Raw genomic sequence first — 16949 nt, forward strand, 5'->3', positions numbered from 1 at the left:
ACATGGCGATCTGGAACCTGGGCTCGATCAATGCGGACATGGTCTATGCCGTGCCGCATCTGCCTGGCCCGGGGGAAACCTTGGCCGCGACAGAGTTTTCGCAGTTTCTGGGCGGTAAGGGGGCCAACATGTCGGTCGCCGGGGCGCGTGCTGGGGCTCATGTGTGCCATATCGGTGCCGTGGGTACGGATGGACGTTGGGCGGTGGATCGGCTGACCGAATACGGCGTGGATACCCGACAGATTGCCGAAGTGTCCGCTCCAATCGGCCATGCAATCATCGCGGTGGAGGCTTCGGGCGAGAATCAGATCCTGCTGTTTGCCGGGGCCAATCACGCGATCACGCGGGATCAGCTGGGGCAAGCGCTGTCACAGGCCGGGGCAGGGGACATTCTGGTTCTGCAAAACGAAACAAATGCTCAGGTCGAAGCAGTCAAGATGGGTCGCGAACTTGGGCTAAAGGTCTGTTATGCGGCAGCACCCTTTGATGCGGACGCGGTTCAGGCGGTACTACCGTACTTGGACTTCCTGATCCTGAACGAAGTCGAAGCCGCGCAGTTGCAAGAGGCCACCGGAATGGCGCCCGAAGCCCTGCCCGTGGCGCAAGTTATTGTCACTCTGGGGTCCAAAGGTGCGCGATATTTCGACACTAACACAGGCGAACGGCAGGATTTCCCGGCATTCAAGGTCAAGGCTGTGGATACCACCGGGGCAGGCGATACTTTTACCGGTTACGTGCTTGCGGGGATGGATCGGGGCTTGCCCATGCCGCAGGCCATCGGTCAAGCAATGCGTGCCGCGGCCATCATGGTCACGCGGCACGGCACGGCAGATGTGATCCCGGACCTTAAAGACGTCCAGGACGCCATTCTTTAGCTGCCACCAAAGGGCGCATCATCGCCCCAAAGCTGTTTCACTCGCTGATCGCGGCCACAGGCGTTGCGATATGCCTTGTATGCAGAGGCCTGGCGTTTCGGGCCAAATCGGGTGAAGACCAGCTTCGAACCCTTGTAGTAATCCTGATGATACGCCTCGGCTGGATAGAATGTGCTTTCCGACAGGATGGGCGTCACGATCTGCTGGCCCAATGCGCTCTGCGCGTCGGCTTTGATCCTGTCTGCCAGGTCTTTTTCGCCCGAGTTAGAGACGAAAATTGCGGTTCGGTAACTGTCACCGCGGTCGCAGAACTGACCGCCCGCATCCGTCGGATCGACTGAGCGGAAGAACATGGTCAGCAGCTGCTCACGAGAGACTTTGGCAGGATCAAAAGTGATCTGAACCGCCTCATAATGGCCGGTGCCGCCCGCCGTGACTTGCTTGTACGTGGGATCCTTGGCGCTGCCGCCGGTATAGCCCGATACGGCCTCGATCACGCCCGGAACACTTTCAAAATCGGATTCCACACACCAGAAACAGCCACCTGCAACCGTCAGCGTTTCAGTACCCGCCGCAGTGGCCGATCCAACGCGCAGTAATGAAGCGGTGGCAATCAAAACCACCAGCGCGATCATCTTGAAGTCGGATTTGAGATCTTGGGTCAGTGTCATGGCAAATCTCCTTTGAGCATAGGCTGACAGGCGATCTGTCACGCAGCAAGTCACTGTCATGTCATGTCACGACGAGGTGAGAGCGGGTGAGTTTTTTCGATGGATTGTTACCGGGACTCCACCAACCATGCCTGTTCGCTGGCTGGTGCAACACCCTTCAGTCCACCTGCAATGTCCCGCTCAAAAAGCAGGGTGGATCGGTAAAAGGCATCATAAAGGGCTTTTATCTGCGGTTGCGGAACTGAAAACGGGGGACCAGAAATCAGCTCCTGATCATAGTTGAATGAAATCACGAATTGGCGCGCCACGTCAGTGATCTCTGCCAGGTGCGATACATATCTGGCGCGCATGTCGTCGGGTAGGGCAACCATGGCCGCTCGGTCATGGATCAGGTCGACAGGTCCGATCTGTATTTTGGTCAGGTCAAAGACGTCGCCGACGTAGACATCCAAGCCAGTTGCCGAGAAATGCGTCAACGCACCCTGTTTCTGAACAGCCGGCTCTGTTTGCAATTCGTCGAACAACTGGCGGATGGCGATCTCGCTCAATTCCGCGGCGACCACGCGATAGCCCTGCGAAAGCAACCAGCCGATGTCGCGTGTCTTGCCGCACAGCGGAACAAAGATCCGGCTGCCTTTTGGCAAAGGGTGCGCGCCGATGAACTTAACGAGCAAAGGGTGCGCATCTTCCTGATGCCAACCCAGGCGGTTTTCTTCCCATCGGTCGATCCAGAAATCCCTATGCATGTCGGCGTTCCCCTTTGATTGCGCCTTGCAGTTGGGATGCAAGTAGGTTGGCCGTCAAGGCGCTCAAGCATTCCGATTGCATTGCGCGGGAATTCGGCGTTTGGTGCGGCAACAGGCAAATACTGATCAATTGAGGGTAGAATGCGAATTGCGATGTGGTCGGGACCGCGGAACCTTTCGACGGCCATGATGTACAGCTTTGGTGCACGCGCCGATTGCGCCGTTGTGGACGAGCCGTTTTATGCCGCTTACCTGCGGATGACCGGGCTTGACCACCCCATGCGCGAAGAGATCCTGGCGTCGCAATCGCAAAACCCCGTCGAAGTGGCCGATGGTTTGAATGGCCCGACGCCTGGGGCGCGCCCGTTCTGGTACCAGAAACATATGACGCAGCACATGATCCCGGGCGTGCCGCGCGATTGGATGCGCGATGTGCGCAATGTGTTCCTTATCCGCCATCCGGCGCGTGTGATTGCAAGCTATGGCGCCAAACGCGAGAACCCAACGCTGGATGACATCGGGTTCCGGCAACAGGCCGAGCTGTTTGATGAGGTTCGGGGCTGGGGCGGGGATCCGGTTGTGATCGACAGTCGCGACATTCGCGACGATCCAGCTGGAATGCTGGAGACGTTATGCGACGCGATCGAAATGCCGTTCTCCCCGAATATGCTCAGCTGGGCGCAGGGTGGGCACCCGCAGGACGGGGTATGGGCGTCACACTGGTATGGCGCCGTATGGCGCAGCACCGGGTTCGCAGGCCCCGAAGGCGATTTGCCCGAGGTGCCGGAGCAGTTGCAGCCCGTGCTAGAGGCGGCGTTGCCATTCTATGAACAGATGAAGGCGGTGAAGATCTGAAATCCGTTTTTGAGGCCAGATGACATCACTGACCATCTTTGTCCCAAGACGCAGACCTGACGTTCTGCGGTTCAGCGTCGAGCGACAAGCGAGGCGCCCGGCCTAACGGAGCAAGGGCCCGTCAGGGCATGATGCGAGGGCGGGAGCCCTCCCGCTCCTGGGAAAACCGGATTAGCCGAGCAGAGACCCCAGCTTCATCGCAACGCCCATGTTACCCGAAATCTTGAGCTTGCCCATGGCCACGCCCGTCATCGGGTTCAGCTTGCCGGTGAGCAATTTTACCAAGTTGTCCTGACTGATGCGGATGGTGCAGTCGGTGTCGCGGTCTTGGGTGCTGGCGGTGTTGTCGGCCAGAACGATCACGCCATCGTCGCCGCAGTCGAATTTCAGCGAGCCGTCAAAGCTCTTGTCGCCCAACCCCTGTTGGATTTTCTCCGCGATCTCTTTCAGCATCCTGTGCCCTCCAATGAAAATGCCCGCCTATGGCTAGGCGGGCATTTCAAAATCAGCAACGGTGACGTTGCAGGAGGTTACTTTACCCGCTTGTCCCGTGCCGCCAGCAGCTTTAAACGCAGCGCGTTCAGCTGGATGAAACCTGCTGCGTCGGTCTGATCATAGGCGCCTGCGTCTTCCTCAAAGGTCACATGCGCTTCGGAATACAGAGAATGCTCGGACCAGCGGCCCACGCAAGTGGCCGAACCCTTGTACAGCTTGATGCGCACGGTGCCGGTCACGTGGGTCTGCGACGCGTCGATGGCGGCCTGCAGCATTTCACGCTCAGGGCTGTACCAGAAGCCGTTGTAGATCAGCTCGGCATACTTCGGCATCAGCTCGTCTTTCAGATGCATGGCGCCGCGGTCCATCGTGATGGATTCGATGCCGCGGTGTGCCTCAAGCAGGACGGTGCCGCCGGGGGTTTCGTAGATGCCGCGCGATTTCATGCCGACAAAGCGGCCCTCGACCAGGTCAAGACGGCCAATGCCGTGCTTGCCGCCGTATTCGTTCAGCTTGGTCAGGATGGTCGCGGGGCTCATCGCCTCGCCATTGATGCTGACCGCGTCACCTTTTTCGAAACCAATCTCGATGAATTCGGGTTCGTTTGGCGCGTCCTCAGGGTGGACGGTGCGCTGATAGACATAATCGGGTGCAGCAACGGCCGGGTCTTCCAGAACCTTACCCTCGGACGAGGTGTGCAGCAGGTTGGCGTCGACCGAAAACGGAGCTTCGCCGCGTTTGTCCTTGGCGACGGGGATTTGGTTCTGTTCGGCAAACTCCAGGAGTTTGGTACGCGAGGTCAGATCCCATTCACGCCAGGGCGCGATCACCTTGATTTCGGGGTTCAGGGCATAGGCTGCCAGCTCAAAGCGAACTTGGTCGTTGCCCTTGCCGGTTGCGCCGTGTGCGACGGCGTCAGCACCGGTTTGCTCGGCAATCTCAACCAGACGCTTGGAAATCAGCGGACGTGCGATTGAGGTACCCAGCAGATACAGCCCTTCGTACACGGCGTTGGCGCGGAACATCGGGAAAACGAAATCGCGCACGAATTCCTCGCGGACATCTTCGATAAAGATGTTCTCGGGCTTGATGCCCAGCAGTTCGGCCTTTTGGCGGGCAGGTTCCAGTTCCTCACCCTGACCCAGATCGGCGGTGAAGGTGACGACCTCACACCCGTACTCGGTCTGCAGCCATTTCAGGATGATCGAGGTATCAAGGCCACCGGAATAGGCCAGGACAACTTTCTTGGGCGCGGACATCGGCATTTCCCCTTAAACGTATGACGGATCGCCCCTAACGGTTTTTCCGCGCGGGGGCAAGTTGTGTGCTGTGTCGCAGGCGTGTAGAAAGATGAGCAACAGGCAAGTGATACAAGTATTGATTGAGGAGCAGGGCACACCATGATGGGCTGGCGCATTTTCAAACACTCGGTGCAGATGGTTCTGCGGAATTTTCAGCAAGCCTTGCAGATTGCGTTGGTCCCGGGTCTGATCGGGATGGCCTTGCTTGTCGGCTTGGCGATGGTGACCGGTGCTTGGGATGGATTTCAGGGTCTTGCGTCTGACTTAAATGCAGATCCCACTGTATCTGAACTGGACAATTTTGGGGCCTTTGGACTCTCTTCCTTACTCATCATATGGGTGATTGCGTTTTGGATTGTTGTGTCTTGGCATCGGTATGTTCTGCTTGAGGAAATGCCACAGGGATGGCTCCCGCCATTTCGAGCGGATCGTATCCTGGCCTATTTCGGTCTGCTTTTGATGTTGGGCGTGATCGCATTTTTTGCATTGGTCCCGCTTTTCATCATCATTGCCGTTCTAGGTGACTCTGCGGTCAACCTTGCCCTGACTATTGGAGTTTTCTATTTCCTCGCAGTGGTTCTTTGTATTTATCGGTTGAGCGTTATGCTTCCGGCTTCGGCGATCGGGCAACCCATTCCGCTTGGCACGGCTTGGGCCAAAACCGAAGGTACCTTTGGGACGTTGATCGTGCTGCTCATAGTTAGCTTTATTTTTCAACTCCTTGTGCAGGTGGTGTTTGGTTTGCTCATGGCCATTCCGGTCATTGGCTTTGCGCTGGTTTTGATTCCGTCGATTTTGATCTTGCCGCTGATCAACGTGAGCATTTTGACCACAATGTATGGTGTTTACGTCGAAGGGCGATCCATCGACTGATTGCAGCAGATCCAGCACCAGGTTCGGTGGATTGCGTCTTGATCGACGTACCACTATTACCTGTGTTGGAAAGCCAATTTTCTAACTAAGATTGAGGACCGTGCCGTGTTGGGCTGGCGTTTGTTTAAGTATTCCATTTCAATGATTTTTCGAAATCTTCTCGTCATCATAAGGATTTCTTGGTTCCCCCTGCTCTGTTTTGGGGGAGTTATCTGGGCGTTTTTTTATTCGATTGGCCTTCCCTTTAGCACACTTTGGGGGCCGAGCGTCCGGTTAACAGGCAGCGAGCTGAGTGCAGGGCTTTTTCTGAAATTCGGTCTGTTTTGGCTGTTCTCAGCCCTTTTGGCGATTTGGGGCGTTGTCGCTTGGCACCGATATGTCCTGCTCGAAGAGGCTCCTGAAGGGTGGATTCCAAAGTTCCAACGCCCGGCGGTCGGAACGTATATTTGGCGGCTGATCTTGTTGGTTCTGGCGTTTCTGGCCTTGGGTGTCCCTCTTGGTTTCTTGTTGCTTGGCGTAGTCTCAGCCTTGGGGTGGATCGGGATCGCGCTCTTCGTCGTGGCAGGCGTGGTTTTGGCGACTGCTTTCACTCAGATGGCGGTGACCTTACCTGCAGCGGCATTGGAAAAACCCATATCGTTTGGCGAAGCTTGGGAAGCGTCGATAGATGATTTCTGGCAAGTTCTGTTGCTTGTCGTTTTGGTTGGCGGTTTGCAATATGCGGCGGATTGGATCAGCACTCAGCTGGTGTTTGTGCCTGTGTTGGGTTTTGCCGTCCCGTTGCTCTTCTCTGCCTTTCTGGCGATGCTCAATGTCAGTATCCTGACAACGCTTTACGGGCACTTTGTCGAAGAGCGTCCCATCGACTGAATACCGATGTATTCCTTGCGTTGGATTGAACCTTGCGGCAGTGAACCATCATGACTGATTTCATGACCCGTGCTCGCGCCGCCGAAGAGGCGATGCGCCAAGTTTTTCCCGCCACACCGCTGCAGCGGAACATACATCTGTCCGAGCGGTTCGGCGCTGACATCTGGCTCAAACGCGAAGATCTGAGCCCGGTGCGGTCCTACAAGATCCGCGGCGCGTTCAACGCCATGCGCAAGCAACCGGAACAGGACTTGTTCGTATGCGCGAGCGCGGGCAACCACGCGCAGGGCGTGGCGTTCATGTGTAAACATTTAGGGGTCAAGGGCGTGATTTTCATGCCGGTGACCACGCCACAACAGAAAATCCACAAGACGCGGACATTCGGTGGTGATCAGGTCGAAATTCACCTGATTGGGGACTATTTCGACGACTGTCTGGCGGCGGCCAAGGCCTGGTGCGCTGAAAAAGGCGGCCATTTCCTGTCGCCCTTTGATGATGAGGATGTGATCGAAGGCCAGGCCTCTCTCGCGGTCGAGATCGAGGAGCAACTGGGCCGGGTTCCGGATCATGTGGTATTGCCTGTGGGCGGCGGCGGCATGTCTTCGGGCGTGGTGACCTGGTTTGGTGATCGTACCCATTGTCTGTTTGTGGAACCGGCGGGTGGCGCCTGTTTGCGGGCGGCGTTGGCGGCGGGGCATCCGGTGACACTGGATCACGTGGATACCTTTGTCGATGGGGCCGCAGTGGGGCGGATCGGGGAAAAGACCTTTGATTTGTTGCGCAATGTGCACCTGTCTGACGTGCATGTGCTGTCCGAGGATCGCATCTGCACCACAATGGTCGAGATGCTCAACATCGAAGGCATCGTTTTGGAACCAGCTGGCGCTTTGGCGGTTGAAGCGGTCGAAGACATCCAGAGCTTTGTGCGCGGCAGGACCGTGGTGTGTGTGACATCTGGTGGCAATTTCGATTTCGAACGCCTGCCTGAGGTCAAGGAGCGCGCGCAGCGCTATTCAGGCGTCAAGAAATACTTCATCCTGCGCTTGCCGCAGCGCCCCGGCGCGTTGAAAGAGTTCTTGGGCATTCTGGGTCCGGACGATGATATTGCCCGGTTCGAATACATGAAGAAGTCCGCGCGCAATTTTGGTTCGGTCCTGATCGGGATCGAAACCAGCAAGCCCGAGAATTTCGTACGTTTGTTTGCCCATCTTGAAGAGGCGGGATTTACTTACACCGATATCACCAATGACGAGACGTTGGCGCAGTTCGTGATCTGATCAGCCGTGCTGCGGCAGCTCGTGCAGGAAAACGGTTTTTGACTGCTCGTAGTTGTTGATGATCGCGTCGATGTCGACCGTGTCCGCATCGCCAGAAGCGGACTGCCGCTCGCCATCCTGACAAAGGGTTGAAAAGCTTTCGAACCCCAGACTCAGAGCGCTGCCCTTTAGAAAATGCAGGTCCTGCTCCAACGCATCGCGCGGACCATCCTTGCGCAACCTGTCGATCACCTCTTCGACTTCTTCCAAAAACAGCTCTACAACCTCGCGAAAATCTTCGGCACCAACCTCATCTCGCAACTCGTTCACGCGTGACCAATGTATCATCTTTCACCCTCTGACGTTTTCGCCCCGCACTTTACCCTTTGGTAGCTCTTTGGTCGTAAACATGGCGTTAAGAAATGGTGGGGTTTTTTCAGTTCCAGACTTCACGCGATGTTAAGACGCGCGGCCTTAGGCTCTGTCCATCAGTTTCGGGACTGAAGGTGAGGAAGTTCGGTGTTGCAGGGTAAAGAAGTGCAGGCGGAAACCGAAAAGGAATCCGGTGCGATCCAGCAGGTATTGGTGGTCGACGACAGTCGTCTGCAACGCCGTATCCTTGTGAGCTCACTTAAAAAATGGGGCTTTGAAGTGATCGAAGCCGATTGTGGCGAGGCAGCTTTGGAGATCTGCCAAACCTCGCCGCCTGACCTTATCCTAAGCGATTGGGTCATGCCCGGGATGAGCGGGCTGGAATTCTGTAAGGCCGTGCGCGAGCTGCCCAATGATGCCTATTCCTATTTCATCCTGCTGACGTCGAAGAGTGAAAAGAACGAGATCGCTCAGGGTCTGGATGCAGGCGCCGACGACTTCTTGATCAAACCAGTCAGCTCGGACGAGCTGCGTGCCCGGATTTCCGCGGGCGATCGTATTCTGGGCATGCAGCGCGAGCTGTCGAAAAAGAACCGCATGATCGAAGAAGCGCTGGACGAATTGAAGGTGGCCCATGACGCCATCGACAAGGACCTGATGCAGGCGCGCAAGATCCAGGAATCGCTGGTTCCGGAATTGACCCGAGAGTTTGGCTCTTCACGGGTCAGTTTGTTGTTGAAGCCCTGTGGCCATATCGGGGGCGACCTGGTGGGGATGTTCTCGCCGGGTGTCAATCGCCTTGGATTTTACAGCATCGATGTCTCTGGCCACGGCATCACATCAGCCATGATGACCGCGCGTTTGGGTAGCTACCTATCCAGCACTTACTTTGAGCAGAACGTGGCGATGGAAAAGCGGTTCAACCGCTTTTATGCCCTGCGCAAACCCGAAGAGGTTGCAGCCTCTCTCAACTCTCGCCTGATTGCTGACACTGGGATCGAGGAGTATTTTACGATGGTCTATGCCATCGTCGACCTGCGCAGTGGGTTGCTGAGAATGGTGCAGGCCGGGCACCCGCATCCTCTGGTCTTGCGCCGGGACGGACGCGCCGAGTTTGTGGGCGAAGGCGGGGTGCCAATCGGGCTTTTGCCGGATATTCCCTATACGCAGTTCGAAACGCAGCTGAACCCAGGGGATCGGCTGCTTTTGTATTCTGACGGGTTTACCGAGTGTCGACTGTCCAACGGCGAGATGCTGGAGCCCGAGGGGCTGTTGCAATTGGTTCGTGACTGTGACCCGCAGCAAGGTGGTCAAGAATTCCTGGACGATCTGTTCTGGCGTCTGACGCAGGTCATGTCAGATGAATACGGTATGGAAGACGACGTTTCTGCTACCTTCTTTGAGTTCAATGGTCCGTAGCTTTGAAGTCGTGAGGCCCGCAAACAGGGTGCTGCGTGGCTGCCTTTAGGCCCCGAATTCAGATTTTATTAGTTTCTGCGCAAGCCGCGCCGCAAAATACCGGTCACCCGGATTTCCCAAAGCCTGGATTGCTACATCGATGTCCATCCAAACGGCTTCGTGAAACTCTTCTGTCGGTGGGCCTTTGCTTTGCACGGGGCGGGCGCAAAAGACAGTACAGACCTTTTCAGCCCACAGATCGTATTCCGGCATATAAGTGAACCGGCGAAAGGCCCCCAGCCGACGAGGGTTGGCGATGGACCAACCGGTTTCCTCGAATACCTCGCGGTGCAGGGCGGTGATGGGCGATTCGCCCGGATCGATACCGCCGCCGGGCAGTTGCAACTCGGGGTTTTGCCCGTCGTCATACCAGGTCACCAGAACCTGATGCTCACGCGGCAACAGAACATACGCCCCTGGACGGCGGGTATAGCGTCGCCCGGGTTCCGGGGTTTCCCCAACGCGTCGGATCATGTATGCACCCCTTCCATCGTGACTTGTTCCACCTATATGGACGCGGTATGCCAACCCGTGGCGTGTAAGGAAACCCCATGACTCTCGGATCCAAAATCGCGTGGGACGACACAGTCCTGCCCTTTCAACTTGATGCATCGGACATGCGCGGTCGCGTGGCCCGTCTGGATGGTGTGTTGGACGGCATCCTGAAACAACATGACTACCCCACCCAGGTCGAGGCTCTGGTGGCGGAAATGGCGCTGCTGACGGCGTTGATCGGTCAGACCATTGATCTGCGGTGGAAGCTTTCGCTGCAAGTGCAGTCGAAAGGCGCGGTGCGCATGATTGCAACCGATTACTATGCCCCGCAAGAGGGCGGACGCGCGGCGCAGATCCGCGCTTATTCCAGCTTTGATGCCGAGCGTCTGACCGACGGGTCCCCGTTTGATCAGGTGGGCGAGGGGTATTTCGCCATCATGATCGACCAAGGCAACGGCACTCAGCCGTACCAGGGGATCACACCGCTTGCAGGTGGATCGCTAAGTGCCTGTGCCGAGGCTTATTTTGCGCAGTCCGAGCAGTTGCCGACACGCTTCTCGCTCAGCTTTGGGAAATCGACCGAGCCGGGTGTGGGCGAACATTGGCGCGCGGGCGGCATCATGCTGCAAAGTATGCCCAAGGCGTCGCCCTTTGCCGCTAAGCAGGATGGTGAGGGTGATATCCTGACCGCCGCTGATCTGGTGGATGGCGAAGACGGCGACAACTGGAACCGTGTCAACATCCTGCTCGACACGGTCGAGGATCTGGAATTGATCGGCCCCAGCGTGCCGCCGACTGACCTGTTGGTGCGTCTGTTTCACGAAGAACAGCCGCGTGTGTATGATGCGCAATCAGTGCGGTTTGGTTGCACCTGTTCCGAGGAGCGTGTGCGTCAAAGCCTGTCGATCTATTCGGCGCGGGACATCGAAAAGATGACGACCGAAGACGGTCGTGTGACCGCCGATTGCCAGTTCTGCGGATCGCATTATGATTTGGACCCAAAGAGCGTAGGGTTCGAGGCGGAACAGCAAAGCGGTGCATGAGGCCGAGGCAAAACTGAGGGCTGCCATGGCCCGGGCGGGGGACGGGTCAAGCGATTTTGACCTCAACCCCGACACAGTGCTGCCACCGGGGCGTAAATTGCGCCCCGCCGGGGTTCTGGTGCCGGTGTCCCTGGCGCATCCGGAACCACGAGTCATCCTGACAAAACGTTCTTCAGCGTTGAAACATCACCCCGGTCAGATCGCCTTTCCCGGCGGCAAGCAAGACGAGGGCGACGCCGATGTGACGGCAACCGCCCTGCGTGAAGCCCAGGAAGAGATCGGCTTGCCGCCCGCACTGCCGCGTATTGTGGGCCATTTGCCATCTCACGAAACCGTCACGTCGTTCACTGTCACTCCGGTTATTGCGGTCCTGGATGACCTGTTCGAGGTGATTGCAGAACCGGGCGAAGTAGACGAGGTATTCTCGGTCCCGTTGCGTCACCTGATGCGGTTGGAAAACTACGTGGTGGAATCACGGCGCTGGCAGGGTCAGCAGCGGTATTACTACACCGTGCCCTTTGGTCCCTATTACATCTGGGGCGCGACTGCGCGGATGCTGCGCGGGTTGGCCGCGCGGATGCAGGCATGACCCGGATCGCCGAGGATTGGCTGACGTCACCCGCCACGCAAAAGGTCTGCGCGGCGCTTACAGACGGCGGGGCGCAGGCGCTTTTTGTTGGCGGTTGTGTGCGCAATGCACTGCTGGGTGCGCCAGTGTCGGACATCGATATTTCGACCAATGTGCATCCCGAACGGGTGATGGAACTGGCCAAGGCGGCCGGTATCAAAGCTGTGCCCACCGGAATCGAACATGGCACCGTCACTTTGGTGCAGGGTGGCGAGCCGTTTGAGATCACTACATTTCGCCGCGACGTCGAAACCGATGGTCGCCGCGCCGTAGTGGCTTTTGCTGACACCATCGAAGAGGATGCCGCGCGCCGCGATTTCACCATGAATGCGATCTACGCGCGGCCGGATGGCACGGTGATTGACCCATTGAACGGGATGCCGGATCTTATCGCGCGCCGGGTTCGGTTCATCGGGACCGCAGAACACCGCATTCGCGAGGATTACTTGCGCTCTCTGCGGTTCTTCCGGTTTCACGCATGGTATGGCGACGCCGATGCAGGGTTTGACGCCGATGCACTGGCCGCAATTGCTGCGAACCTTGAGGGTCTTGAACGCCTGTCGCGCGAAAGGGTTGGGGCCGAGATGTTGAAGTTGTTGGGGGCAAGCGATCCTGCGCCCTCGGTTGCTGCCATGCGCACCGCTGGCGTTCTGGGCGCTGTTTTGCCGGGCGCTGACGATCGGGCGCTGGGCCCGGTTGTTCATGTCGAAAGTGAATTGGGCGAAGTGCCAGATGCCGTTTTGCGGCTGGCCTCAATGGGTGATGCTGCTGTGGCCGGGACTTTGCGGTTGAGCAACGCTCAGTTGAAGGCAGTCGAGGCGCTGCGTGTGGCCGCAACTGGAACCGCGGGAGCGGCAGAGCTTGGGTATCGCCTGGGTAAGGGCCTGGCCATCAAGGCGATGATATTGCGATCTGCCCTGCTGGAGACGCCAATTGTTGCCGATGTACGCAGTGATGCGGAAAAGGGATCCGGGGCTGTTTTTCCTGTGTCCGCCAAAGACCTGCTGCCCAATTTCAAAGGACGAGAGCTGGGTGAGAAATTGTCCCAACTCGAACGCACCTGGATTGCGTCCGACTTTGAACTGACTCTTGAAGAATTGCTTGCGATGTAGCGTCAATATGATACTTCATTTTCCGGGGTGACAAGCGTAAACCTTTCCGTTTAGGTTTGCCGCATCAACTAACGGAGGAATGCGAATGTATTACGGGATCTGGTTCAGCATCGGCTGAGGTCACGCCCCGTTTGGGTGATGCCTTGGCTCGCCTAATTTCGCACGTTCTAAATTTCGCTCATGTGGAGCATCCGTTATGTTTCGTTTTTTTGAAAACCTTGTTGACCCCTATACGGCCTATGACGAAGTGGACACGCCGCCCACGCGTTTATGGCCGTTCCTGTTGGAATACTCCCAACCCTTCATGAAGGTCTTTTTCTGGACCGCGCTCTTGTCGATCATCGTCGCCGGGGTCGAGATCGGGTTGATCTATTACATGGGTCGCGTGGTTGACCTGTTGAGTGGCGCGCCCGAGCGTGTGTGGGAAACTTATGGCACCGAGCTGGTGCTGATGGCCCTGTTTGTTCTGTTTCTGCGGCCCGCACTGCATGTGTTGGACGTTGTACTCTTGAACAACACGATCTTGCCGAACTTTGGCACATTGATCCGCTGGCGGTCGCACAAACATGTACTGCGTCAATCCGTTGGTTGGTTCGAAAATGATTTTGCCGGGCGCATTGCCAACCGGATCATGCAAACCCCACCCGCTGCTGGCGAGGTGATCTTTCAGGTCTTTGACGCGATTTCGTTCTCGCTGGCCTATCTGATCGGCGCAGCGATTCTTTTAATGGCGGCGGATGTGCGCTTGCTGATCCCGTTGCTGATCTGGTTCGCGCTTTATGCCGTTCTTGTTCGCTGGACCATCAAGCGGGTCGGCCCTGCGTCGCAGGCAGCCTCGGATGCGCGTTCGACGGTCACGGGTCGGGTGGTCGACAGCTACACCAACATCCATTCGGTCAAGATGTTCGCGCACAACGATCACGAACTGGCCTATGCCAAGGAGGCGATCGAACATACCCGCAAGACGTTCCAGGTCGAGATGCGGATTTTCACCATCATGGATGCCGTTTTGGTGACACTGAACGGTCTGCTGATTGTGGGTGTTGTCGGCTGGGCCGTGGCGCTTTGGATGCAGGGCGAAGCCTCTGTCGGGGTGGTTGCTGCGGCGACTGCGCTGACGCTGCGCCTGAATGCGATGACTGGCTGGATCATGTGGGCGCTGACCACGTTCTTCCGCCAACTGGGAGTTGTGGCCGAAGGTATGGAAACCATCGCGCAACCCATCGATCTTGTGGATCACCAAGACGCCAAGCCGCTGGCTCTGACCCGAGGTGCCATTCAGTTGGATGGGCTGTCGCACCACTATGGTCGCGAAACTGGCGGGTTGGATGCTTTGGATCTGACCATCGGGGCCGGTGAAAAGGTCGGTTTGATCGGTCGTTCGGGCGCGGGCAAATCGACGTTGGTCAAGCTGCTTTTGCGGTTCTATGACGCTGAAAAGGGCCGTATTCTGATCGACGGTCAGGACATTGCCACCGTGACCCAGGATAGTCTGCGCAGCAACATTGGCATGGTCCAGCAGGACAGCGCGTTGCTGCATCGTTCGGTGCGCGACAATATCCTTTATGGCCGTCCCGCCGCGACCGAAGAACAGGTCATTTCCGCCGCCAAACAGGCCGAAGCGCATGAGTTCATTCTTGACCTCGAAGACCCTCAGGGGCGCACCGGCTATGACGCGCATGTCGGCGAGCGGGGCGTGAAACTGTCCGGCGGTCAACGTCAGCGAGTCACGCTGGCGCGGGTGAACCTGAAAGACGCGCCGATCCTGCTGTTGGACGAGGCGACATCGGCACTCGATTCCGAGGTCGAGGCGGCGATCCAGGACACGCTCTATGGCATGATGCAGGGCAAGACGGTGATCGCGATTGCGCACCGCCTGTCCACCATCGCGCAGATGGACCGCATCCTGGTGATGGATCAGGGCCGGATTGTCGAACAGGGCAGCCATTCGGAACTGCTTGCTCAGAACGGGCTTTATGCCCAGTTCTGGACCCGGCAATCTGGCGGCTTCATGAACCCGGAGGCCGCTGAATGAGAATTGCCGATCTGATCAAGCCGTTCCGTGACACGGACACACCGCCCCCTCAGACTTTGGGGGCGTTTGTGCGCTGGGCTTTGTCCGGGGCCTGGCCGATGCTGTTTCTCGCTGCCAGTTTCTCGGCCATTGGCGGCGCTCTGGAGGTGGCGACGGCATGGTTTCTGGGTGAGGTCATTGATCAGGCTACCGCCAGCGGTCCCGAAGGGTTTTTTGACGTCCGCAACTTGGGTCTGATACTTGGGGCCGTGGTGTTCTTCATGGTGCTGCGCCCGCTAGTGGCAGGGCTTGCGTCCTTTGCCAACAACTATGTGGTTCTACCCAACATCCCGCCCCTAGTTCTGGCCAAGTTGAACCGCTGGACGCTTGGACAATCCGTTACCTATTTCGACGATGATTTTGCGGGTCGCATCGCGCAGAAACAGATGCAGACGTCGAACTCGTTGGCCTCTGTCGTTACGGATGTGGTCAACGCGGTGGTCTTTGCACTTTCCACGCTTTTGGGCACGATGGCGCTGCTCGGCGCAATCCATCCGCTGGTCGTGCTGCCATTTTTTGTCTGGATGATTGCTTATTTTGCGCTGATCCGCTGGTATCTGCCGCGCATCCGCAAACGCTCGGCTGCGCGGGCCGGGGCGCGGGCGATGGTGTCGGGGCAGGTTGTGGATGCCATCACCAACATCAAAACCGTCAAGCTGTTTGCCCATGCCACGCAAGAGGATCAGGCCGCGCGCGAGGCGATGGTCGAGCTGCGCGAACGCGCGCTGGATTTCGGGCGGCTGTCGGCCACATTCCGGTTCTTTCTGGTTGCCTTGGCCGGGGTGTTGCCGGTCCTTTTGATGGGCTCGACCCTGCTGCTGTGGCAAGGTGGGAACGCAACCACAGGCGACGTGGCAGCGGCTGGGGCCATGGCCATCCGCATCGCGCAGATGACCGGCTGGGTCAGTTTCACACTGATGTCGATGTATGCCAGCATCGGTGAGATCGAAAACGGGATGAAAACCTTGACCCAACGCGTGCGGGTCGAGGATGCGCCGGGTGCTGCGGATCTGACCGTCCCGGGCGGTGAGATCGAATTTTCAAGTGTGGCGTTTGCTTATGGTCGCGATGTTGGCGGTGTTCAAGGGATCGACCTGCGGATCGCAGCGGGTGAAAAGCTAGGCATCGTTGGCGCATCGGGTGCAGGGAAGTCAACGCTCGTGTCTCTGCTGCTGCGGCTTTATGACGGTGAGGCGGGGCAGATCACGATTGACGGGCAGGATGTGGCAAAGGTCACTCAGACCAGCCTGCGGCGCAGCATTGGAATGGTTACGCAGGAAACCGCGATGTTCAATCGCTCGGCACGCGAGAACATCCTTTATGGGCGGCCCGATGCCTCCGAGGAAGAGCTGATCGCGGCTGCGCAAAAGGCCGAAGCACATGAGTTCATTCTAGGGCTACAGGACGGTAGCGGGCGCAAGGGATACGACGCCCATCTGGGCGAGCGGGGCGTCAAACTGTCGGGCGGGCAACGGCAGCGGATCGCACTGGCGCGGGCCATCCTAAAAGATGCGCCTATCCTGGTGCTGGACGAGGCGACATCAGCGCTCGATTCCGAGGTTGAGGCGTCCATCCAGGCGGCGCTCCATCGGGTGATGGACGGCAAGACCGTTCTGGCCATCGCGCATCGCCTTTCAACCCTGAGCGAGATGGATCGGATCGTTGTCATGGACGAGGGACGGATCGTTGAAAGCGGCACGCATGAGGTGCTGCTGGCCCAGGGTGGCCTTTACGCGCAATTCTGGCAGCGGCAGTCGGGCGGGTTCATTCAAACCGAAGCTGCGGAATAATCCCTTTCTCTGAGAGCATTCCACCGCTATCAGGC

At 57.8% G+C, this 16949-nt stretch carries 17 protein-coding genes; 11 read left to right on the plus strand and 6 right to left on the minus strand.

The window, feature by feature from the left end:
• Window positions 1-2 precede the first annotated feature (2 nt).
• The gene (locus TRM7615_RS02530; RefSeq protein ID WP_108785311.1) at window positions 3-875 is read left to right on the plus strand and encodes a ribokinase; all 873 of its coding nucleotides are present in this window, start codon (window positions 3-5) and stop codon (window positions 873-875) included.
• Here the strand turns inward: TRM7615_RS02530 and msrA are convergent.
• Together msrA and tmpT are read right to left on the minus strand one after the other, a co-directional pair.
• Window positions 872-1510, minus strand: coding sequence for a peptide-methionine (S)-S-oxide reductase MsrA (msrA, locus tag TRM7615_RS02535; RefSeq protein WP_108785487.1), 639 nt, complete (start codon window positions 1508-1510; stop codon window positions 872-874). The genes TRM7615_RS02530 and msrA overlap by 4 nt on opposite strands.
• A 143-nt stretch (window positions 1511-1653) precedes the next feature.
• Window positions 1654-2292 (minus strand): thiopurine S-methyltransferase, encoded by a 639-nt coding sequence (gene tmpT, locus TRM7615_RS02540; protein ID WP_108785312.1) that lies wholly within the window; start codon window positions 2290-2292, stop codon window positions 1654-1656.
• Between the two features lie 141 nt (window positions 2293-2433).
• On the opposite strand from tmpT, the gene TRM7615_RS02545 reads away from it, so the two are divergent.
• Entirely contained in the window at window positions 2434-3147 is a 714-nt protein-coding gene (locus TRM7615_RS02545) for a sulfotransferase-like domain-containing protein (protein WP_108785313.1), read from the plus strand.
• Between the two features lie 171 nt (window positions 3148-3318).
• Here the strand turns inward: TRM7615_RS02545 and TRM7615_RS02550 are convergent, their stop codons facing one another.
• Together TRM7615_RS02550 and TRM7615_RS02555 are read right to left on the minus strand one after the other, a co-directional pair.
• Window positions 3319-3600 (minus strand): SCP2 sterol-binding domain-containing protein, encoded by a 282-nt coding sequence (locus tag TRM7615_RS02550; RefSeq protein WP_108785314.1) that lies wholly within the window; start codon window positions 3598-3600, stop codon window positions 3319-3321.
• Between the two features lie 77 nt (window positions 3601-3677).
• Window positions 3678-4901, minus strand: a complete 1224-nt coding sequence (locus tag TRM7615_RS02555; RefSeq protein ID WP_108785315.1) for an argininosuccinate synthase — start codon at window positions 4899-4901, stop codon at window positions 3678-3680.
• Window positions 4902-5042: 141 nt separating this feature from the next.
• Here TRM7615_RS02555 and TRM7615_RS02560 point away from each other — a divergent pair, with 141 nt between their 5' ends.
• The 3 genes from TRM7615_RS02560 to ilvA all read left to right on the plus strand — a co-directional run bounded on the left by TRM7615_RS02560 (window position 5043) and on the right by ilvA (window position 7963).
• Entirely contained in the window at window positions 5043-5816 is a 774-nt protein-coding gene (locus tag TRM7615_RS02560; protein ID WP_108785316.1) for a hypothetical protein, read from the plus strand.
• 459 nt (window positions 5817-6275) lie between these two features.
• Window positions 6276-6686, plus strand: coding sequence for a hypothetical protein (locus TRM7615_RS25420; protein WP_165821344.1), 411 nt, complete (start codon window positions 6276-6278; stop codon window positions 6684-6686).
• 50 nt (window positions 6687-6736) lie between these two features.
• Window positions 6737-7963, plus strand: a complete 1227-nt coding sequence (ilvA, locus tag TRM7615_RS02570; protein ID WP_108785318.1) for a threonine ammonia-lyase IlvA — start codon at window positions 6737-6739, stop codon at window positions 7961-7963.
• Here the strand turns inward: ilvA and TRM7615_RS02575 are convergent, their stop codons facing one another.
• Window positions 7964-8290, minus strand: a complete 327-nt coding sequence (locus TRM7615_RS02575; protein ID WP_108785319.1) for an Hpt domain-containing protein — start codon at window positions 8288-8290, stop codon at window positions 7964-7966.
• A 174-nt stretch (window positions 8291-8464) separates the two neighbouring features.
• Between TRM7615_RS02575 and TRM7615_RS02580 the strand changes: the two genes are divergently transcribed.
• The gene (locus TRM7615_RS02580; RefSeq protein WP_235824002.1) at window positions 8465-9733 is read left to right on the plus strand and encodes a PP2C family protein-serine/threonine phosphatase; all 1269 of its coding nucleotides are present in this window, start codon (window positions 8465-8467) and stop codon (window positions 9731-9733) included.
• 45 nt (window positions 9734-9778) lie between these two features.
• On the opposite strand, the gene TRM7615_RS02585 is transcribed toward TRM7615_RS02580, so the two are convergent.
• On the minus strand, window positions 9779-10246 hold the full coding sequence (locus TRM7615_RS02585; RefSeq protein WP_108785321.1) for an NUDIX hydrolase: 468 nt from the start codon (window positions 10244-10246) through the stop codon (window positions 9779-9781).
• Between the two features lie 77 nt (window positions 10247-10323).
• On the opposite strand from TRM7615_RS02585, the gene hslO reads away from it, so the two are divergent.
• The 5 genes from hslO to TRM7615_RS02610 all read left to right on the plus strand — a co-directional run bounded on the left by hslO (window position 10324) and on the right by TRM7615_RS02610 (window position 16914).
• On the plus strand, window positions 10324-11310 hold the full coding sequence (gene hslO, locus TRM7615_RS02590) for an Hsp33 family molecular chaperone HslO (RefSeq protein WP_108785322.1): 987 nt from the start codon (window positions 10324-10326) through the stop codon (window positions 11308-11310).
• 25 nt (window positions 11311-11335) lie between these two features.
• The gene (locus TRM7615_RS02595) at window positions 11336-11899 is read left to right on the plus strand and encodes a CoA pyrophosphatase (protein WP_108785323.1); all 564 of its coding nucleotides are present in this window, start codon (window positions 11336-11338) and stop codon (window positions 11897-11899) included.
• Window positions 11896-13050 carry a CCA tRNA nucleotidyltransferase gene (locus tag TRM7615_RS02600; protein WP_108785324.1) on the plus strand — a complete coding sequence of 385 codons (1155 nt, stop codon included), beginning with the start codon at window positions 11896-11898 and terminating at the stop codon, window positions 13048-13050. Before TRM7615_RS02595 ends, TRM7615_RS02600 begins: the two co-directional genes overlap by 4 nt.
• Before the next feature lie 196 nt (window positions 13051-13246).
• Window positions 13247-15085, plus strand: coding sequence for an ABC transporter ATP-binding protein (locus tag TRM7615_RS02605; protein WP_108785325.1), 1839 nt, complete (start codon window positions 13247-13249; stop codon window positions 15083-15085).
• Window positions 15082-16914, plus strand: a complete 1833-nt coding sequence (locus TRM7615_RS02610) for an ABC transporter ATP-binding protein (protein ID WP_108785326.1) — start codon at window positions 15082-15084, stop codon at window positions 16912-16914. Before TRM7615_RS02605 ends, TRM7615_RS02610 begins: the two co-directional genes overlap by 4 nt.
• Window positions 16915-16949: the final 35 nt, after the last annotated feature.

This window comes from Falsiruegeria mediterranea M17 (genome assembly GCF_900302455.1).
GTDB classification, from domain to species: domain Bacteria; phylum Pseudomonadota; class Alphaproteobacteria; order Rhodobacterales; family Rhodobacteraceae; genus Falsiruegeria; species Falsiruegeria mediterranea.